At 62.2% G+C, this 19728-nt stretch carries 16 protein-coding genes; 11 read left to right on the forward strand and 5 right to left on the reverse strand.

The genetic code is table 11. The features are described 5' to 3' along the window. Positions 1-32 precede the first annotated feature (32 nt). The 7 genes from hemQ to hemL are packed head-to-tail and all read left to right on the forward strand — an operon-like array spanning position 33 to position 7325. On the forward strand, positions 33-734 hold the full coding sequence (gene hemQ / locus AB4Y87_RS07165) for a hydrogen peroxide-dependent heme synthase (protein WP_216924089.1): 702 nt from the start codon (positions 33-35) through the stop codon (positions 732-734). After that, positions 731-1954 (forward strand): ferrochelatase, encoded by a 1224-nt coding sequence (locus AB4Y87_RS07170; protein WP_442003718.1) that lies wholly within the window; start codon positions 731-733, stop codon positions 1952-1954. Before hemQ ends, AB4Y87_RS07170 begins: the two co-directional genes overlap by 4 nt. Continuing rightward, the gene (gene hemC / locus AB4Y87_RS07175; protein WP_442003719.1) at positions 1951-2937 is read left to right on the forward strand and encodes a hydroxymethylbilane synthase; all 987 of its coding nucleotides are present in this window, start codon (positions 1951-1953) and stop codon (positions 2935-2937) included. Before AB4Y87_RS07170 ends, hemC begins: the two co-directional genes overlap by 4 nt. Position 2938: 1 nt before the next feature. Next, positions 2939-3847, forward strand: coding sequence for a uroporphyrinogen-III synthase (locus AB4Y87_RS07180; protein WP_442003720.1), 909 nt, complete (start codon positions 2939-2941; stop codon positions 3845-3847). After that, positions 3844-4824, forward strand: a complete 981-nt coding sequence (hemB, locus tag AB4Y87_RS07185; RefSeq protein WP_442003721.1) for a porphobilinogen synthase — start codon at positions 3844-3846, stop codon at positions 4822-4824. The genes AB4Y87_RS07180 and hemB overlap by 4 nt, the downstream gene beginning before the upstream one ends. Next, on the forward strand, positions 4824-5951 hold the full coding sequence (locus tag AB4Y87_RS07190) for an LLM class flavin-dependent oxidoreductase (protein WP_442003722.1): 1128 nt from the start codon (positions 4824-4826) through the stop codon (positions 5949-5951). The genes hemB and AB4Y87_RS07190 overlap by 1 nt, the downstream gene beginning before the upstream one ends. A gap of 54 nt (positions 5952-6005) precedes the next feature. After that, positions 6006-7325, forward strand: a complete 1320-nt coding sequence (hemL, locus tag AB4Y87_RS07195) for a glutamate-1-semialdehyde 2,1-aminomutase (protein ID WP_442003723.1) — start codon at positions 6006-6008, stop codon at positions 7323-7325. 84 nt (positions 7326-7409) lie between these two features. Here the strand turns inward: hemL and AB4Y87_RS07200 are convergent, their stop codons facing one another. Next, the gene (locus tag AB4Y87_RS07200) at positions 7410-7718 is read right to left on the reverse strand and encodes a hypothetical protein (RefSeq protein WP_442003724.1); all 309 of its coding nucleotides are present in this window, start codon (positions 7716-7718) and stop codon (positions 7410-7412) included. Between the two features lie 40 nt (positions 7719-7758). On the opposite strand from AB4Y87_RS07200, the gene AB4Y87_RS07205 reads away from it, so the two are divergent. Next, positions 7759-8748 (forward strand): glycoside hydrolase family 3 N-terminal domain-containing protein, encoded by a 990-nt coding sequence (locus AB4Y87_RS07205; protein ID WP_442003725.1) that lies wholly within the window; start codon positions 7759-7761, stop codon positions 8746-8748. A 143-nt stretch (positions 8749-8891) separates the two neighbouring features. On the opposite strand, the gene AB4Y87_RS07210 is transcribed toward AB4Y87_RS07205, so the two are convergent. From AB4Y87_RS07210 to AB4Y87_RS07225, 4 genes are all read right to left on the reverse strand, one after another. Further along, positions 8892-9629 (reverse strand): amino acid ABC transporter ATP-binding protein, encoded by a 738-nt coding sequence (locus tag AB4Y87_RS07210; protein WP_431115782.1) that lies wholly within the window; start codon positions 9627-9629, stop codon positions 8892-8894. Next, on the reverse strand, positions 9626-10390 hold the full coding sequence (locus AB4Y87_RS07215) for an amino acid ABC transporter permease (RefSeq protein WP_442003726.1): 765 nt from the start codon (positions 10388-10390) through the stop codon (positions 9626-9628). Before AB4Y87_RS07215 ends, AB4Y87_RS07210 begins: the two co-directional genes overlap by 4 nt. 12 nt (positions 10391-10402) lie before the next feature. After that, positions 10403-11353, reverse strand: a complete 951-nt coding sequence (locus AB4Y87_RS07220; RefSeq protein ID WP_442003727.1) for an ABC transporter substrate-binding protein — start codon at positions 11351-11353, stop codon at positions 10403-10405. A gap of 322 nt (positions 11354-11675) precedes the next feature. Next, positions 11676-12386 (reverse strand): 3'-5' exonuclease, encoded by a 711-nt coding sequence (locus tag AB4Y87_RS07225; protein WP_442003728.1) that lies wholly within the window; start codon positions 12384-12386, stop codon positions 11676-11678. 66 nt (positions 12387-12452) lie between these two features. Here AB4Y87_RS07225 and AB4Y87_RS07230 point away from each other — a divergent pair, with 66 nt between their 5' ends. From AB4Y87_RS07230 to AB4Y87_RS07240, 3 genes are read left to right on the forward strand one after another with little or no spacing between them, the layout of a single operon-like run. Then, on the forward strand, positions 12453-12869 hold the full coding sequence (locus tag AB4Y87_RS07230) for an MGMT family protein (RefSeq protein ID WP_442003729.1): 417 nt from the start codon (positions 12453-12455) through the stop codon (positions 12867-12869). Next, on the forward strand, positions 12866-16180 hold the full coding sequence (locus tag AB4Y87_RS07235) for an ATP-dependent helicase (protein ID WP_442003730.1): 3315 nt from the start codon (positions 12866-12868) through the stop codon (positions 16178-16180). The genes AB4Y87_RS07230 and AB4Y87_RS07235 overlap by 4 nt, the downstream gene beginning before the upstream one ends. Further along, entirely contained in the window at positions 16177-19707 is a 3531-nt protein-coding gene (locus AB4Y87_RS07240; RefSeq protein ID WP_442003731.1) for an ATP-dependent helicase, read from the forward strand. The genes AB4Y87_RS07235 and AB4Y87_RS07240 overlap by 4 nt, the downstream gene beginning before the upstream one ends. Positions 19708-19728 lie beyond the last annotated feature (21 nt).

Below are 19728 nucleotides of genomic sequence, written 5' to 3' on the forward strand. Positions count from 1 at the left end.
ACTTAGTGGCTGGCACGGGGCAAACTTGAACCATGAGCCACACTTCTGCCGAATCTGTCACTAAAACTGCTGGAACCGAAGAGCAGTTCTTTACGCTCTGGACCGTCTTCAAGCGCTCGGCCGACGTCCTGCGCAGCGGCGATGCTGCCCAGGAATTCGAAGCCCTTGAAGGGAAGCTCGCCGAAGAAGGCGTGACCCTGCGGGGCAGTTACGATGTTTCCGCCATGCGCTCGGACGCCGACATCATGGTGTGGCTCCACGGATCCAAGCCGGAAGACCTTCAGTCCGCCGTCCGTTCCATTCGCCGCAGCAAGCTCTTTGCCGGCACAGAGATCGTCTGGTCCGCCATGGGCGTGCACCGGGAAGCCGAGTTTGCCAAGAGCCACGTCCCGGCCTACGCGCGGGGCGTCGAGCCCAGCACCTGGCTGTGCGTTTATCCGTTCGTCCGCTCCTACGAATGGTACCTGCTCCCAGCGGAAGAGCGCGGAAAAATGCTGCGTGACCATGGAATGCTGGGTCGGGAGTTCCCGCAGGTCATCTCGAACACCGTTTCTTCGTTCGCGCTGGGTGACTGGGAGTGGATCCTTGGACTGGAGGCACCTGAACTCGTTGACCTCGTTGACCTCATGCGCCACCTGCGTGCAACCGACGCCCGTAACCATGTCCGCGAAGAAATCCCGTTCTACACAGGCCGCCGGGTGACTGCTGCCGAGATTGCAGAGGTCCTCGCATGAGTGGCCTTGCCGTCTCCACCACCCCCAACGAGGTCACCGAGCGTGGCCGCCAGGAAGCAAAGCAGTACGACGCCGTGCTCCTTGCATCCTTTGGTGGTCCTGAAGGCCAGGAAGATGTCATTCCCTTCCTTCGCAACGTCACCCGCGGCCGCGGCATCCCGGATGAACGCCTTGAAGAGGTCTCACACCACTACCGCGCGTTTGGGGGCATCAGCCCCATCAACCAGCAGAACCGTGAACTGAAGGCCGCGATCGAGGTCGAGTTGGCCAAGCGCGGCATTGAGCTTCCGGTCCTGTGGGGTAACCGTAACTGGGATCCGTACATCGCTCCGGTACTGCAGGACGCCTACGACGCCGGCCACCGCCGCATCTTGATGCTCACCACGAGCATCTACTCGTGCTACTCCAGCTGCCGCCAGTACCGTGAAGACATTGGCATCGCCCTGACCGAAACAGGGCTGGACGGCAAGCTCGAGGTGGACAAGATCCGCCAGTACTTCGACCACCGGGGCGTTGTGCAGCCTTTCCTTGAAGGTACCGCCGCCGGCCTCGAAGAAGTCCGCGGCAAGCTGATCGCTGCCGGTGAATCCGACCCCGATTCGAAAATCCGAGTCCTGTTTGCCACCCACTCCATCCCCACGCGTGATGCCGAAGCAGCCGGCAGGTCTGAGGACGAGCCTCGCGAGTTCGCAGAAGGATCTGCCTACGCGGCACAGCACCTGGCAAACGCCCAGGCCATCATGGATGCCGTTGCTCCGAACGTGGCCTGGGACCTCGTGTACCAATCCCGCTCCGGCGCGCCGCACATTCCTTGGCTGGAACCGGACATCAACGATCACCTCGAAGAAATCGCGCCCCAAGGCGTGCGCGGCGTCGTGATCGTTCCCCTCGGCTTCGTCAGCGACCATATGGAGGTTGCCTGGGACCTGGACACCGAAGCCCTGGAGACCTGCAGGAACCTGGAGATCGAAGCCACCCGCGTCCCCACCCCGGGAACGCATGCTGCCTTTGTTTCCGGGCTGGTTGACCTGATCTGTGAACGCACGGTGGAGAACAACATCGCCGATCGCCCCCACGTTACGGACCTTGGTCCTTGGTACGACGTCTGCCGCCCCAATTGTTGCGAAAACTTCCGGGGAGCAAAGCCGGTTATTGCCGAGGTTGGCTCCACCATCGGTGTCGGACATGAGGATTACACCTCCTCGGAGGTCACCAAGTGACCATTCGCATTGGCACCCGGGCCAGCAAGCTCGCGCTGACCCAGACCCAACAGACCGCCGATCAGCTGGCAGCTGTTGGTGGATTCCCGGTGGAGCTGGTGCATATCAAGACCGAGGGCGATGTCAGGACCGGCTCGCTGTCACAGATGGGCGGCACGGGTGTCTTCGTGGCGGCCCTGCGCGACGCCTTGCTTGCTGAAACCTGCGATGTCGCTGTTCATTCTTTGAAGGACTTGCCCACGGGGGCTGCAGTTGGATTGAGCATCGCCGCTACCCCCAAGCGCGTGGATGTCAGGGATGTCCTGTGTGCCCGGGATGGCCTTACCCTTGCCGAATTGCCCGGTGGCGCCAAGGTTGGCACGGGCTCACCCCGGCGTGCGGCGCAGCTAAGGGCGGCCCGGCCTGACATCGAGGTGCTGGATATCCGTGGAAACGTGGACACGCGCCTGGGACGCGTCCCCGGGCTTCCCGGCAACGTCACCGACCAAGTTGTTCCCGGCAAGTCCTGCGACCTGGACGCTGTAGTGCTCGCTGCTGCTGGGCTGGAACGGATGGACCGGCTGGACACCGTGAGCGAGTTCTTCGAGACGGATGTCATGCTGCCTGCCCCGGGTCAGGGTGCGCTGGCCATCGAATGCCGCACGGCGGACGCCCCGCAGGTGGAAGGCTCCAATGGTGTTCTCGCCCAGGCTCTCGCTGCCTTGAACGACGACGACACCCGACTTGCTGTGACAGCTGAACGTGCCGTCCTGGCCCGGCTCGAAGCTGGCTGTGCCGCGCCGGTTGGCGCCTATGCCTTCAGGAAGGGCAGCATGCTGCACCTTGAAGCCGTTGTCTGCGCCGTTGACGGCACCAAGACTGTGCGCGAGAAGAAAGCCACCGATGGCCTGACCGAAGTGGGGGCAACGTTGCTCGGCATTGAAGTTGCGGAGCTTCTGCTCGCTGCTGGTGCTGCGGAGATCGCGGATCTTGCAGCGTCCTGATGTGACTCAAGCATCGGCTTTGGCACGTCGGCGGGTCCTGATTACCAGGAGCGCCGACCGCGCCCGGCCACTTGCTTCGCTCCTGCACACGCTCGGAGCGGAGCCGTTGGTGCTTCCCCTCATCGATTTCGAGCGGGCGGAGAACCAGGCTTCCCTCGACGCCGCCCTGGACCAGCTCTCCGCTGGATATTTTGACTGGATGGTCATCAGCAGCATCACCACCGTGCGTGTCCTGCTCGAAAAAGCTGCCGAGCGTGGCACGCTTCCGGCAAACCTCGTGCCGACACGGACGCGCGTGGCCACGATCGGTCCGTCCTCACGGCGGATCCTGGAAGCTATCGGCCTGACCGTCTCACTGGCACCTACTGACCTTCAATCTGCCGAAGGCCTCGTCGCCCTCTGGGAGCAGGCTCCTGGACGAGTTCTTCTCCCGCAAGCCGATATTGCGGGCCCCGAGCTGCGTGACGGATTGGCCGCCAAGGGTGCAGAGGTAACATCCGTGACCGCCTATCACACCGTGGACTATCCGGCCCGGACGGGACTGCGCCTCGAAGCCGAACTGCCGGCCGCCGTCGTGAATTCCGACAGTGTGGCTTCCGGCATCTCTGCCTCCGGCAGTGCTGGTTCCCGTACCGGACAGCCGCAGGAAATGACTCCCTCGGAAGCCCGCGCGGCAATCGACGCCGGGCTGCTGGACGCCGTCGTGGCCGCTTCGCCGAGTGCCGCCATTCGGATTGCCGAGACCCTCCTGCCCTTGGGCAGTTGCCGGTTCATAGCCATTGGACGTCCGACGGCGGCAGAGGCCACCCAGCTCGGCATCACCGTGGCAGCCACGGCCAAAGAACCTACCCCGGACGGCATTGCGGCCGCCTTGGAAACAGTATTCGCCAACGAAGGGAACCCCAGATGAGCTTTCCGAACCACCGTCCCCGCCGCTTGCGGACAACCCCGGCAATGCGCAGGCTCACGGCAGAAACACGCCTGGCCCCCGCAGACCTCATACTTCCGGCCTTCATCCGTGAGGGCCTCAGCGAGCCCAGCCCGATCAGCTCGATGCCCGGCGTCGTCCAGCACACCACCGACACTCTCAAGCGCGCAGCCGCGGAAGCCGTGGAACTTGGCGTGGGCGGCATCATGCTGTTCGGCGTGCCGGAGGTTCGGGATGCGCGGGGCACCGCATCCCTGGATCCGGAAGGTGTCTTGAACAAGGCCATCCGCGACGTCAAGGCCGAAGTGGGCGATGACCTCGTCATCATGGGCGATGTCTGCCTGGACGAATTCACTGACCACGGACACTGCGGCGTTCTGGATGCCGATGGATATGTGGACAACGACGCCACCCTGGAGATCTATGGCCAGATGGCCGTTGCCCAGGCTGAGGCGGGCGCCCATGTGCTTGGACCTTCAGGCATGATGGACGGGCAAATCGCCGTCATCCGTCAGGCGTTGGAGGATTCCGGCCACAAGAACACCGTTGTCCTGGCCTATGCCGCCAAGTACGCCTCAGCTTTCTACGGTCCGTTCCGTGAAGCGGTGGATTCCCAACTGAAGGGTGACCGCCGAACGTACCAAATGGACGCAGCCAATCGTCGCGAAGCCATTCTCGAAGTGGAACTGGACCTTGAAGAAGGCGCCGACATGGTCATGGTCAAGCCGGCCATGAGTTACCTCGACATCCTCGCGGATATTGCGGCTATGAGCCCGGTGCCGGTCTCGGCCTACCAAATCTCCGGGGAGTACGCCATGATCGAAGCGGCCGCTGCCAACGGCTGGATCGATCGGCGGGGTGCCATCACAGAGTCGGTGCTGGGCATCAAGAGGGCCGGAGCCGATACCGTCCTGACCTACTGGGCCTCCGAACTGGCAGGCTGGCTGAAGGAGTCCTGATGACCACCTCGCCTTCGGAATCAGGACTTCCGTCCGCATCTGCGTCTGCATCCAAGTCTGACTCCGACCCCACCACACCCGTAGGTGCAAGCGAAATCCTGCTCGGCCTGAACACCTTCGGGGACGCGGGCCTCGATGCCGACGGTAATCCCAAGGAGCACGCCCAGGTCCTGCGGGAGTTGCTTGAGGAAGCAAAGCTGGCTGACGCCCTGGGCATTCATGCTTTTGGCGTGGGAGAGCATCACCGCCGCGATTTTGCTGTATCGGCTCCCGAGGTCTTCCTCGCGGCAGCTGCCGCAGTGACATCCCGGATCCGGCTCGGATCGGCCGTGACGGTACTTAGTTCGGATGATCCCATCCGGGTTTTCCAACGTTTCGCCACTGTTGATGCAATCTCCAACGGCCGGGCCGAGGTCATGTTGGGCAGGGGTTCATTTATTGAGTCCTTCCCATTGTTCGGACTGGACCTTGCGGACTATGACGTCCTGTTCGAAGAAAAGCTTGAGCTGTTTGACAAAGTTCGGGCCCAGAAGCCGGTCCATTGGGAAGGGCGGACCCGCCCCAACGTGAACGGACTCCAGGTTTATCCGCGTTTGCAGCACCATTTGCTGCCGGCATGGATAGGCGTGGGTGGGACACCTGAATCCGTGTTGCGGTGCGCGGAATATGGCTACCCGATTATCTTCGCGATCATCGGGGGAGAGCCCCGCCGTTTCGCTCCCCTTGTAAATCTTTATCGCGACGCAATGGCCAAATACGGTCACCCCATGCGACAAATCGCAACCCACTCACCCGGCTTCATTGCAGACACTGACCAGGATGCCCGGGAGGAACTCTTTCCGCATTGGCTGGAGCAGCGCAACAGAATCGGGGCCGAGCGCGGCTGGGGTCCGGGAAACCGGGGGGAATTCGACGCAATGTGCGGCCCGGAGGGCGCTCTCTATGTAGGTTCTCCCGAGACTGTGGCCCAAAAAATCGTCCTGCTTAAGCGCAACCTCGGCGTGGACCGCTTCGACCTCAAATACAGCAACGGCACCCTGCCGCACGGATCCATGATGCGCTGCATCGAGTTGTACGGCACCGAAGTGGCCCCACGGGTCGCTGAGCTGCTGGCGAACGATTCATAGCTGCGCTTCTGAATCACCGAAAGAGGCTTCTGAATGACTGAAAGAATAGGAACCATGACTTCAAACACCCCTGTGTCCGACCAACTTTTCGATCGAGCCCAGTCCCTCATGCCCGGCGGAGTGAACTCGCCCGTGCGTGCCTTCGGGTCCGTTGGCGGCACTCCGAAATTCATGGTTTCGGCCAAGGGCGCCTACCTCACTGACGCCGATGGCAAGGAATACGTGGATCTCGTCTGCTCGTGGGGCCCGGCCCTGCTCGGCCATGCCCACCCCGCCGTGCTCGACGCCGTGCACGCTGCTGTGGACCGCGGCCTGTCCTTCGGAGCGTCCACCCCGGATGAGGCCAACCTCGCCGAGATCGTGAAGGAGCGCGTGTCCGCCGTCGAACGCCTGCGCATGGTGTCCACGGGCACCGAGGCCACGATGACGGCGGTTCGCCTCGCCCGTGGTTTTACCGGCCGCAACCTGATCATCAAGTTTGCCGGCTGCTACCACGGCCACTTGGACGGCCTGCTGGCAGCAGCGGGTTCCGGCCTCGCGACGTTGGCCCTTCCCGGTTCGGCTGGCGTCACGGCAGCCACCGCCGCTGAGACACTTGTTTTGCCTTATAACGACCTCGCAGCTGTTGAAGCTGCCTTCGTCAAGCACGGCAACAACATCGCGGCCGTGATCACCGAAGCTGCCCCGGCAAATATGGGTGTCGTTACCCCCGGCGAGGGCTTCAACGCCGGGCTGTCCCGCATCACCACGGAACACGGGGCGCTGCTCATCCTCGACGAAGTCCTCACCGGTTTCCGCACCGGTTACGCCGGCTACTGGGGACTCACGGGCCGCCAGGAAGGATGGGCGCCGGACCTGCTGACCTTCGGCAAGGTCATTGGCGGCGGAATGCCGACGGCGGCCCTCGGCGGACGTGCCGACGTCATGGATTACCTCGCACCCGTAGGTCCGGTGTACCAGGCAGGCACGCTGTCAGGAAACCCTGTGGCTATGGCTGCCGGTGTCGCAACGCTTACCCATGCCACGCCTGACGTTTACGCTTATGTGGACGCCCGTTCGCTGGAGCTGTCCGCCGCTCTTTCCTCGGCGCTTGATGCCGAAGGCGTGGACCACTCCATCCAGCGTGCAGGCAACCTGTTCTCGGTTGCCTTCGGTACCTCGGCCAGCGGTGTGCACAACTACGACGACGCCCAGGGCCAGCAAGCCTACCGCTACGCACCCTTCTTCCACTCGATGCTGGACTCCGGCGTCTACTTGCCGCCATCAGTCTTCGAGGCTTGGTTCCTGTCCTCGGCGCATGACGACGCTGCCATGAACAGGATCGTTGACGCACTCCCGGCTGCTGCCAAGGCTGCAGCCGCCGCGATCGCCTAAGTCCGCGGTCGCCTAAGTTCGCGATCGCCTAGGGCAAGAACTTGCAGTGCCCCGGCCGGCTGTTCGAAGCAGGCTGGGGCACTGTCACTTCCCGGGGTAGGCTCGTAAGGGAAACCCAACCCCAACGAATTCACGGTTTACCATGCGCAAGATCCAGTCAATTGCATCCCTTGGAGTGAGGGCCGCGGCGGCCGGAATCCTGGTCACAATGGTGCCTGGTTGCTCAAATGGAAATGAAACCGCGAGCCCAACGACTTCGCCCGTTTCACCATCTGCAACTACTCCTTCGCCCACGAGCACCCCTGTTCCGTCCAAGTCCACTTCCGGGGCTTCAACCGAACCCACGGACTCCCGGCCACCTTCGGCAGCACCTACCCCTGAAGCACTGTCCACGGCGCAACAACAGCTTGCCAAGTTAAGTCTCGAACAACGCGTGGGGCAGCTCTTCATGGTTGCCGCAAAGGCGACGGGTGCTGAGCCAGGCACCATGGAGGCACTCACCAAATACCACGCAGGCAACGTCTACTTGAGTGGTCGCAGCAAGGCCGGGACTGCTGCCACAGCTGCCGTCGTGGCCTCCCTTACCGGGACCGTTTCCGCCGAAACTACCGGTGGGCTGCCTCTCTTCGTGGCCACAGACCAGGAAGGTGGATACGTCCAGGTCCTGGCTGGTCCGGGTTTCTCCACCATCCCCGCCGCGTTGGTGCAAGCCGGAGCTGGTCCCGCGAAGCTGCGGGCAGACGCCAGGGTTTGGGGAAAGGAACTGCTTAGCGCTGGCGTCAACGTCAATCTGGCTCCGGTCCTTGATACTGTGACGAGCCCTGAATTCGCGCCGTCCAATGCACCGATCGGACAATTCCAACGCGAGTACGGATATGTGCCAGGGCAAGTGTCCAACCTCGGAAACGCTTTTGCCCAAGGCATGAAGGACGCGGGGGTGGCACCAGTCGTGAAGCACTTTCCAGGCCTCGGCAGGGTAATTCCCAACACCGATGTCAGCCAGAACGTCAGGGACACTGAAACCACGCGGAATGATTCCGCTTTGGAGCCATTTCGCACAGCCATTACGAACGGCGTGCAATGGGTCATGGTGTCCAATGCCTACTACGACCAAATCGACCCCGCCAACATTGCGCCGTTCTCGCCCGTGGTCATGGGGCAGATGCTTCGCGAGGACGCTGGCTTCAAGGGCATTATCCTCTCGGATGACGTCTGTAGTGCAGCACAGTTGAAGCCGTGGACCACCGCGGACCGTGCCATCAACTTCTTCGCAGCGGGCGGCACGATGCTGGTTTGCGCGGACCCGGGAAGCATCCCCGCTATGTATGACGCCGTACTCCAGAAAGCACAGTCCGAGCCGGATTTCCGTACCAAGGTAGATGCTGCGGCCTTGACGGTGCTGTCGGTGAAACCAGGGAAGTAATGCTGGAACTAAGTCAAGGGCGCGGAGACTGGCCGGTGCCTGACCGCAGCTGCCCTTAATGCAGGAAACCCCGCCTCCATGACTTTTCACCACTGGGGCGACCGTCTGGAGGCGGGGTCTGCTGTTTGGCTGCCTTGCGGGGACTAGAGGACGTCCGAGAGGAATCCTTGGAGCCGCTCTGTCCGGGGGCTGTTGAACAGCTGCTCCGGCGGACCTGATTCCACAACTACGCCGGCGTCCATGAACGTCACTACATCTGAGACATTGCGGGAGAAGCCCATCTCATGGGTAACCACCACCATGGTCATGCCTCCCTGCGCGAGATCGGTCATCAGGGCAAGTACACCCTTGACGAGTTCCGGGTCCAGCGCCGAAGTGGCCTCATCAAAGAACATAACCTCGGGCTTCATGGCAAGCGCACGGGCAATGGCTACGCGCTGTTGCTGGCCACCCGAAAGGTTGGCAGGGCGGGCATCGGCCCTGTGCTTGAGGCCGACCAGGTCCAGTTGGGCCAAGGCCTCCTCACGTGCCTGTTCCTTTGACAGTCCACGAATCTTACGGAGCGCCAGAGAGATGTTCTCGGCCACCGTCTTGTGGGGGAAGAGGTTGAATTGCTGGAACACCATGCCGATGCGACGCCGGAGCTCGTCGGGATTGTCCTTGAGGACGGAACGGCCGTCCAACAGGATGTCGCCCTGGTCAGGTTCGATGAGTCGGTTCATCACGCGGAGCAGCGTTGACTTGCCGGAACCCGAGGGGCCGATGACCGAAGCCGTGGTGCCCTTCTCAACGTGCAGGTCGATTCCCCGCAGGACATGGTTGGTGCCGAACGACAAATGGATGTTTTTTGCCGTCAACGTGCCGGATGTAAATTCACTCATGCGTGGGCTCCCTTCCCTACGACCGCCGCGGCATCGTCCGGTTCTTTCTTTTCAGGCCTGCCTGAACGGAAGCGGGCATCAATCCAGTTCACGAAGTGCGTGAGCGGAATAGTGAGCACCAGGTAGAAGATGGCCGCAGCCACATAAGGCGAGAGGTTGCCGCTGGTCGCAGCCGCGTCCTTGCCGATCTGGAAGATCTCGCGTTCCGTGGCCAGCAGGCCCAGCAGGAAGACGAGGGAGGATTCCTTGATCAGGGCAATGAATTGATTGACCAAGGCAGGAAGCACTCGGCGGATGCCTTGGGGAACCACTACCAAACGCATGGAAGCGCCGTAGCCGAACCCCAAGGCACGGGACGCTTCGAGCTGTCCCTTATCCACGCTCTGGATACCGGAGCGGAAGATCTCGCCGATGTATGCCCCCGACATCAAAGACAATGCTGCGATGGCCATCGGGTAGGGGCTCGTGGAACCAGTCAGTTCACGGATGATGGGGCCAAAGCCGAATCCGATGACCAGAATGGTCAGCACGGGCGGAAGTCCGCGGAGGACGTCCGTGTAGATGCGTGCAATCCACCGGGCCGCGGCGTTCCGGGAAATCCCCATCAGGGCCAGGGCCATGCCCAGCAGGGTCCCGATGATGCCCGAAATGACAGCGAGCACCAGGGTGTTCGGCAGGCCGACGGCAAACATCTTGGGAATGACTTCGCCCATCGCCTCCCAGTCAAGGAAGGTGTCAGCCAGTTGCTTGAGGATATCCATGGAACGCCCGGGTTACTTGGCCGGGATCTGGACGGCCTTGCTGCCCGGCTTCCAGCCCTGCGGAGTCTGCTCGGCCGCGGTGGGACGATCCTTGTACCACTCGGAGGTGAGCTTGGTCCATGTACCGTCAGCAATAACGGCGTCCAGGCCGGCGTTCAGGGCATCGAGGAGGGGCTGGTTGTCCTTGTTCACAGCGTAAGCCGTGAAGTTCTGCGTGTTGACAACCTTTTCGGCGATCTTGGTACCGTCGCCTTCCTTGACCTGGCCGGAAGCCTGCTGGGAGGGAGCCACCCAAGCGTCGATCTGACCGTTCTTCACGTTGCCATAAACGGTGTTGTAGTCAGGGAAACGCACGGGCTCGAGCTTGAGCGTGTTGGTGACATAGTCATCCTGGACGGTGCCCTGGACGACGCCGATCCGGACGCCTTCCTTGAGGTCGGCGAAGCCGGTGACCTTGGCGTCGTTCTTGGTCACAACGGCCATGTAGCCAAAGTCGTAGCCGTTGGTGAAACCGACGGTCTTGCGACGGGCATCCGTGGTGGAGATCGAGGAGGATCCGACGTCGAACTGCTTGTTTGCTACCTGCGAGAGCAGGGCGGAGAAGTCAGTCGATGCGAACTCCACCTTCAGGTCAAGCTTGTCGCCGATGGCGCGCAGGAGCTCGTTGTCATAACCGGTGAACTTGCCCGAAGGATCAATGAAGATGTTCGGCGGTGCATCAGACAGGGTACCAACACGCAGCGTGCCATCGGTGACGAGGCCCAGCTTGGACTTGTCGATCTTGTCCAACGCGGTGACGTCCGCAGTGGTGTACTTGTCCAGGGTCTGCTGGTCGCTGCCGGCGAGGGCATCGGTGGGCGAGCCGCTGGGCTGGGAGGTTCCTCCGCCGCATGCTGCCAAGGAGATCGCCAGGGCCGCCGCTACGGGAGCAGCAGACAGCCACTTGAGGGCTTTGAATTTCATGAAGAAATCACTTTCGTCGGGTCACAGAGACGTTCGCGGTGGGCGGGGAACGTGGCAGCAAGTATGGGGATGGCTGCCCTAGCAGACTTCAACCCGCCAAACTTAATTATGTCACCAGCCCACGGAAGCGCTGTGAATCGAACAAGTGATTGCTCTGGCTCGCTTATTACGAATAAAGTTTCTGGAGGACGCCTTACCTCGCCGAACTATTCCGGCGATAGGCAAAGAGATGGAATCCCTGCGCGCAAGTTTCGTGCTGAAGGAGCTTCGGGATTCTTGTGACTTGCGTCCCAACTCCGGCTGGTCTGGAGCTGGAACCCCCTCAGAAGCCGCCTCGACTGGCGTCCTCGGGTGGCAGTACGGGCCACTCGCCTTCGATGACAGCGGTGGGCTTGCTTCGCCGCAGATACTGCTGGAAGTCAGCAGCTTGGGATGCGGCCCAGTCCACCTGCAAATGGTGCAGCTTGGAGGCCGGCATTTGCAACTTGGGGAATTTGCCAGCCATGGCATCCAAAACGCGCAGTGTCGCCAAGGCGTCCGCGGCGGAGGTGTGGGCGTTGTCCAGGTTCACGCCATATTCCTCGCATAAAGCCGTCAAGGTGCGCTTGCCCTTACGGTACCGGTCCACCTGCTTGTTCATCACATATGGGTCCAGTACCGGGAAACGGGTCAATTGCGGGACACCATGCCGTGCTGACTCGGCGGCGAGCACCGTGAAGTCGTAGCTGGCGTTGAAAGCAATGACGGGAGTGTCGTCGTCGAACAATTCCTGAAGAACTGCTGCCACCTCGCGGGTGACTTCGGCCGCAGGGCGGCCTTCGGCGCGGGCTTTCTCCGTAGTCACTCCATGGACCTCGCTGGCCTCCAGCGGAATCTCCACCCCCGGGTCCGCCAGCCATTCATGCTCTTTGATGAGCTGTCCGTGCGCGTCCACCACAGTGATTGAAGCCGTGACGATGCGGGCGGAACGGGAATTCTTCCCTGTGGTTTCGAGGTCGAAGGCAGCGCGGGGGAGGGTATTCCAGGAGCTCATGTTTTCACGCTACCGGCTGGCACTGACAGTACTGGGCACGACACTCCTGCAGCTACGCTGGAGCACATGCGGATGGAGTATGTGACGGCGGTACTGGCCGTTGTGGACCTTGTTCCGCCCGGCACGGCCGTGTCATATGGTGACGTCGCAGAACTCCTTGGAGCCGGCGGACCCAGGCAAGTGGGCGCGGTGATGAGCCACTACGGCAGTTCCGTAGCTTGGTGGCGCGTCCTGCGGGCAAGCGGTGATGCCCCGCCCGGCCATGAGGCAGAGGCCCTGCGCCATTACATTCAGGAATCCACGCCGCTGCACGGCGCCTTTGAGGAGTTCCTGCGGACAGTTGAGGGCCGCTGGCGTGTGGACCTCGGCACTGCACGATGGGCACCAACTGATCCTGATTTCGATCTTATTGATGTGATCTCGGACCAGTTGGAGCGTCAGCTCCATATTTTGTCGGTGCCCGATGATGAAATGACTGTGTGACCGCAACAGCTAGTAAAGCCCGCCAAGCCGCGGCAGCCCTCCGCCTGCTTCCGCCGCGCGAGATTCACTACGCGGCACCTGACCTGTCTCCGGACCAGCGTGCGGTGGTGTCAGTCAGGCAAGGAGGCGGACCTGTCCTGGTCCCTGGAGGTCCGGGCACCGGAAAGTCCACAGTGCTGGTCGAATCAGCGGTCCGCCGTGTTAATGAAGACGGCGTAGATCCCGAACGGATCCTTATTCTCGCCCCTGGCCGACACGCTGCGGCCGCCTTGCGGGACACCTTCACCGGTCGCCTGGACAGGAGCCTCAGTACGACGCCGGCACGCACCTGGGCGTCGTACGCGTTCGACGTCATCCGGCGCGCCAAAGCGGAAGGCGTCCTGCCGTTGCCCCGGCCGCCCAAGCTCCTGTCCGGACCGGAACAGGATCTGATCATCAAGGAGTTACTGGAGGGCCATTCCCGCCCAGGGCACCAGTTGCCCTGGCCAGAGGACCTCTCCGCAGCGCTGCCCACCCGTGGTTTCCGCCACGAGGTCCGCCAATTATTTGATCGCATTATCGAGGCCGGCCGCACTGCAGAGGACCTGGTGGGCCTCGCCTATGAATGTGGGCGTCCGGATTGGATGGCAGCCGCCGAGCTCTACGGTGAGTACAGGGATGTTTTGGACCTCCGAATGCCCGAGGCCTTCGATCCCGCGGGGATCATCACCACGGCGCGCCAGATTTTTCAGGACTCGCCCGCTTTCCTGGCCGCTGAGCGCGACCGCCTGCAGCTGATTCTCGTGGACGACGCCCAGGAATCCAATCCTGCCGTGTTTGAACTCCTCGCGGATATTGCCGAGGGCAAGGACGCCGTAGTTACATATTCGCCAGACACGGTGGTGCAAGGCTTTCGCGGAGCGCGGCCGGACCTTGTCGCCGAGCTGCCCTTGCTGCTCGAAGGAAGCCACGAGGTTCTTGAGCGGCCACTGTGGATCACCCATCGTCACCGACCCGAGGTGGCGGAGGCCTGGACAAGGGTTGCCGCACGTATCTCCCAACGATCCGGAGGCCAACGGGCCAGGCGCCTCGAACAGCCGGACTCCATCGAAGGCGCTCAGGAAAACAGCAACGGGGGGCGGGTGGAAGGGCATGTGCTGCCTTCTCCTTTCCATGAGCTCCGGTATGTAGCACAGCGGATTCTGGAAGCCCAGTTGCGTGAGGGCCGGGAGTTTGGTGACATCGCCGTCATTGTCCGCAATGGTGGATTGATCTCGCAGCTCCAGCGTTACCTCAACGGACAGGGAATCCCCGTGCGTGTTCCGGTGGCTGATTCCGCAGTACGGGACGAGGTGGCCGTCCGACCCCTCCTGGAGGTCTTCGCTGTCATCCTTGACCCGGCCAAGCTCACTCCTGAGAGTGCTGTTTCCCTCCTGACTTCGCGTATTGGTGGAGCCTCCGCCATTGAGCTGCGCCGCCTCCGTCAATCTCTCCGGCGCGAGGAGCTCCTGGGGGGCGGCGGTCGATCCAGTGACGCTTTGCTGGTAGAAGCGCTGCTTGAACCCGGAGCGCTGGCGTCGTTGGGGATTGAAGGGAACCCTGCCCGGCGGCTTGCACGGATGATCGCTGCCGGCACCGCCGCAGCAGCCGAGCCGGGGGCCAATGCCGAATCTGTCCTCTGGGCGCTGTGGCACGCCACGGGGTTGGCTTCGCGCTGGTCTGACGCCGCCTTGGAAGGAGGGAGTGCCGGGGCCCGCGCTGACCGCGACCTTGACGCCATGATGGCACTGTTCCACACAGCAGAGCGTTTTGTGGATCAACTGCCCGGCTCTGGCCCGGAACAGTTCCTCGATTACTTGTTGAACCAGGAACTTCCGATGGACACACTTGCGGCGAGGGCCCAGCTTGAGGAATGCGTGGAAATCATGACTCCGGCCAGTGCTGCCGGGCGCGAATGGCCTGTGGTGATCGTGGCCGGCCTGCAGGAAGGTGTCTGGCCGAACACCCGTCTACGTGGTGAACTCCTGGGCAGTACCCTGTTTGCGGACGCTGTGGAGCATGGAGTTGACTACGCGTTGGGCCGCGGACCCCTCAGCAGGCTGAGGGACATTCGCTACGACGAACTCAGGAGTTTCTCCACAGCGGTCTCGCGCGCCAAGGAGGTCCTCATCTGCACGGCAGTCTCCTCCGAGGACGAACAACCATCGGCCTTCCTGGATTATGTAGCCCCCTTGGCTCCCGGCGATTACAAGCGTGACTACACCCCGGTAGATCGTCCAATGACCCTGCGTGCGCTGGTAGCTGAGTTGAGACAGCATGCCCAGGCTGAGGATCAGGACGACGGCGAATCGTCCACCGCGCGCGAAGCAGCGCGGGTGCTGGCTCGCCTCGCGTCTGTTGATCCACCAGTAGCGGGAGCCCATCCGGATACATGGTGGGGGTTGGCTCCCTTGAGCTCCGAGGAAGCGGTGGTCCCGGCGGGAGGCACTGTATCCGTGTCGCCATCCAAGGTGGAGGCTGTCCACAAGTCCCCCCTGGACTGGTTTGTGCAAGCGGCCGGGGGAGAAGCTGCCACCGACTTCGCACGGAGCCTTGGCACACTGGTCCACACCATTGCACAGGAGCTGCCGGACGCTTCGGGTGCGCAGTACGTTGCCGAACTCGTTCGCCGCTGGCCCACCCTTGGCATGAAGGACAATTGGGAGGGCAAGCTCGATTACCAGCGCGCGGAACTGATGGTTCGCAAGTTAGCGCAGTACGTGCTCATCATGCGCAGCGAAGGCCGGAGCCTGCTCGCGGTGGAGCACGACTTCGAAGTCCAGCTTCCTGACGTCCACCTTCCTTCTGCATGTCTGGAGGAAGGCGCGGATGATTCCACAGCCACCCGGCACGCTGTGCTTCGCGGACAGGTTGACCGCTTGGAAATCGACGCCGAAGGCCGTTTGGTGATCGTCGATCTCAAGACCGGAAAACGCCAGCCGGGCAAGGCCGAAGTGGCCCGGCACCCTCAGCTGGGCGCGTACCAGGCAGCGGTTCTCAAAGGTGCATTTGAGGATGCGGGCACGTTTGGGGAGTTCGGCAAACCTGTTCCCGGTGGGGCCGTCCTTGCACAGCTGGGAACCAAGACCAAAAGCCCCGGGGTTCAACAACAGGATCCACTCGAGCCTGACGACAACTGGGCAGAGGCTTTGGTCAACGAGGCCGCGGAACTCATGGCCGGCGCAACGTTCGAGGCCCGGCACGATCCGAGCAAAGGGGGACACGGCGGACATGGCTGCCGTCTACCCGATATTTGCCCACTGTGCGCCAGAGGAAAGCAGGTCACTGAATGACTACCGATCTTCTTGAAGGATCCGAAACCAGGGACGCCGAAATCCTGGATGTGGAGTCCGGGCTGCCTGTTCCCAGGTTCTCCCCGTCCGAGCTGGCAGACATTCTTGGCGAAAAGAACCATCCCACCGCTGAGCAGGCCAGCATTATTTCTTCCTCGCTCACTCCGCGCCTTGTGATAGCTGGCGCGGGCTCGGGGAAGACCGCCACCATGGCAGACCGCGTTGTGTGGCTTGTGGCCAATGGATGGGTCCGGCCCGAGGAAGTCCTTGGTGTGACATTTACCCGTAAAGCTGCCGGCGAGCTGGCCAGCAGAATCCGGGCCAAACTGGCCACCCTCCAGCGAATAGCAGGCGAGGACGATGGCAGCATCGGCTTCCCTGAGGGGCTTCTGGGTGCCGATGACCTTGAGCCCAAGGTGTCCACCTACCATTCCTACGCGAGCGGAATTGTTTCGGACTATGGATTGAGATTGGGCATCGAGCGCGACGTCGTCCTGCTGGGTGCCGCGCAATCGTGGCAGTTGGCAAGCGAGGTCGTTGAGGCCTACGACGGCGAATATGAGCACTTCACCGCGGCAAAGTCGACGCTCGTCAATGCCGTCATCCAGCTCGCGGGTGAGTGCGCAGAACACCTGCAGGACCCGGCCGCCGTCCGGGACTGGGTGCTGGAGCGCGTTCAGTCCTTCGAACAGCTCCCTTATGTGGCCGGTGCAAAGAAGAACCCGACGCAGGCGGCAGGCGAGCTCGCTGCCATGCTACGGACCCGGGCCAGCGTCGCAGACATGGTTCTCAGGTACCAGGATGCAAAACGGCAAAGGGGAGTGCTGGATTTCGGGGACCTCGTGGCACTCGCGGCCCGCATTTCGAGGGAAATACCATTGGCTGCGGCCACTGAGCGGGCACGCTACAAGGTGGTGCTGCTGGACGAGTTCCAGGACACTTCGCATGCTCAGMTTGTCTTGTTTTCGCGCCTCTTCGGTCTCGGCCATGCCGTCACCGCGGTAGGGGACCCCAACCAATCGATCTACGGATTCCGCGGTGCCTCGGCGGGGCAGCTCTTCCACTTTGTGCAGGAGTTCCCTGTGAGGCACAACGACCAAGAGTCAGGCGGCGAGGCCTATTCTGTGGCCCCGACGTCTTACCTGACCACGGCTTGGCGCAACGGCCGGAACATCCTCCAAGCGGCCAACACAATTGCGGCCCCGTTGAACAAAGCCGCGGCCACCGACGGTCCGGCGGGGGAGAGAGGGAATGCAGGTGGCGTTGCTGTTCCGCCCCTGGTGCCGAGTCCGGCCGCGGCCGAAGGCAGCGTTGTTATCGGTCGCTTTGGCACTGACGAAGACGAGGCTGGCGCTATTGCCCGCGACGTCCGGCGCTACCAGAGGACTGTCTTCGAGGAAGAGAAAGACGGTACTCCGGTCAAGCCAACCATGGCGGTTCTGTGCCGGCGACGTGCGCAGATGGAATGCCTTCGGAGGGAATTCGAACTCCAAGGAATTCCCTATGAGATCGTCGGCCTCGGCGGTCTGTTGGACACTCCTGAGATCGTGGACTTGGTGGCAACGCTGCGGGTCCTGGCTGATCCTGGCCGTTCCGATGCTTTGATGCGACTTCTGGCGGGAGCCCGCTGGCGCATTGGACCAGCGGACCTCATGGCGTTCAACGATTGGTCCCGTTTCCTGGCCAAGCGGAGGTCAGGACCTGGCAACACCCTTGAGGTCGCCGACGAAGAACCGGCTGCAGTCGTGATGGAAAGCGACATCACTGACGCCGCAAGCCTGGTGGAAGCCCTGGACTTCCTGCCGCGGCCGGGCTGGACATCCGGACATGGGAGAACACTGAGCCTTTCAGCCCTGCAACGATTGACGAGGTTGTCTGAGGAATTGCGCTCCCTTCGAACGTACATCGGAGATGACCTGACTACGCTGCTCGGCGAAGTTGAGCGTGCCATGTTGCTGGATATTGAGGTGGCGGCAAAGCCGGGAGTGAGCATTCATCAAGCTCGGCGAAACCTGGATGCCTTCCAGGACGCAGCCGCTGGATTCCTGCAGACGTCGCAGCGGATCGACCTCCTGGCGTTCCTCTCCTGGCTGGAAGCTGCGGCCTCCGAAGAGGGTGGCCTGGATATTGCCCCTCTTGAAACCAACCGGGAAGCAGTCCAACTCCTGACCGTCCATGCCTCCAAGGGGCTGGAATGGGACGTCGTCTTTGTCCCCGGGCTCAACGCGGGTTCCTTCCCCAGCAACAGGGACTCAAGGTGGAGCAGCGGTGCAGCTGCCTTGCCATGGCCGTTGCGGGGTGACCGAGCCGATCTGCCGCAGTGGGATCTTGACCAGCAGGACCAAAAGGGTTGGCTGGACGCAGAGAAGGACTTCAAATCGGAAGTTCAACATCATGGCGAAGCCGAGGAACGCAGGCTTGCATACGTCGCCTACACCCGGGCCAAGTTCGTTTTGATGGTATCCAGCTCCGCGTGGAATGGGTCCAGGTCCGGTATGGCAGGGATGTCGTCGTTCCTATCCGAGCTGGCGCCACTCGCGGGAGTGCCCTCCTCGTCCGGGAATGCCCTCGCTGTCGTGGCCGGGCGGAGCGTTGTGGTCCACCCTGAATCAGTAGCCGAAGAATCACTGCCCGATAGCAGTCCGCTCACAGCAACGTTGGAAGTGGCTCAATTTCCTTATGATCCACTCGAAGGCCCGTCCGATCCGCGTACCGGAGCCCGTATCAGGCTCGTTCCCGGCCGCCGGGCCGCCATGGACCGGGCTGCAGCCCAGGTGCTTGAATTCATGGAGGGAGCCGCTTCCGAAGCATCACCGGAAGAGTTGACAGGCAACCCGGGGCGCTGGTCACACGAAGCCCAGCTGCTATTGGATCGCCGGCTCCAGGGAAAACTTCATCAGGACGTGCACTTGCCCAGCCATATCTCGGCGTCCCTGTTTGTTGACCTTGGCTCAGATCCTGCAGCTGTGCTGGCCCAACTCCGTCGGCCCGTGCCCCGCGAACCAGGCATTTCGGCCCGAAAGGGCACAGCCTTCCACGCCTGGGTGGAGGAGTACTTCGGAACAACCGGCATGTTGGACATCGACGAAGCACCTGGCTCGGATGCCCATATCGACGAAGCGTACGGCTTGGATCACATGGTTGAAGCGTTCAAGCAATCCGAGTGGGCGCATCGGGCTCCAGCCTTTGTGGAAGTGCCTGTGGAAACGAGGATCGGTGAGGTGGTGGTCCGCGGACGTATCGACGCCGTTTTCCGTGACACGGACGGGCGCTGGCAACTCATTGACTGGAAGACGGGTCGCCGGCCGGCGGGCAAACAGCTCGCAGCGAGAGCCGTGCAACTGGCTGTCTACCGACTTGCATGGGCGAGGTTGAAGGGCGTTCCCCTGGAGGAAGTCAGCGCGGCGTTCTATTACGTTGCAGAGGATGCTGTGGTGCGTCCGCATGACTTGGGCAGTGCCGGGGAACTTGAGCAGATCATCAGCAAGGCCCTCAAGAACGAGTTATCGGGTGGGGACTCCAGGTAGAAGGAGCGCTGGATAGCTGGC

It is taken from the genome of Paenarthrobacter sp. RAF54_2, assembly GCF_052113945.1.
Lineage (GTDB): Bacteria > Actinomycetota > Actinomycetes > Actinomycetales > Micrococcaceae > Arthrobacter.

Coding starts and splice junctions, on each gene's coding strand:
- AB4Y87_RS07170 (WP_442003718.1), top strand. CDS start 731: ATGAGTGGCCTTGCCGTCTCCACCACCCCCAACGAGGTCACCGAGCGT.
- AB4Y87_RS07215 (WP_442003726.1), bottom strand. CDS start 10,390: ATGGATATCCTCAAGCAACTGGCTGACACCTTCCTTGACTGGGAGGCG.
- AB4Y87_RS07210 (WP_431115782.1), bottom strand. CDS start 9,629: ATGAGTGAATTTACATCCGGCACGTTGACGGCAAAAAACATCCATTTG.
- hemB (WP_442003721.1), top strand. CDS start 3,844: ATGAGCTTTCCGAACCACCGTCCCCGCCGCTTGCGGACAACCCCGGCA.
- AB4Y87_RS07190 (WP_442003722.1), top strand. CDS start 4,824: ATGACCACCTCGCCTTCGGAATCAGGACTTCCGTCCGCATCTGCGTCT.
- hemQ (WP_216924089.1), top strand. CDS start 33: ATGAGCCACACTTCTGCCGAATCTGTCACTAAAACTGCTGGAACCGAA.
- AB4Y87_RS07220 (WP_442003727.1), bottom strand. CDS start 11,353: ATGAAATTCAAAGCCCTCAAGTGGCTGTCTGCTGCTCCCGTAGCGGCG.
- AB4Y87_RS07225 (WP_442003728.1), bottom strand. CDS start 12,386: ATGAGCTCCTGGAATACCCTCCCCCGCGCTGCCTTCGACCTCGAAACC.
- AB4Y87_RS07230 (WP_442003729.1), top strand. CDS start 12,453: ATGCGGATGGAGTATGTGACGGCGGTACTGGCCGTTGTGGACCTTGTT.
- hemL (WP_442003723.1), top strand. CDS start 6,006: ATGACTTCAAACACCCCTGTGTCCGACCAACTTTTCGATCGAGCCCAG.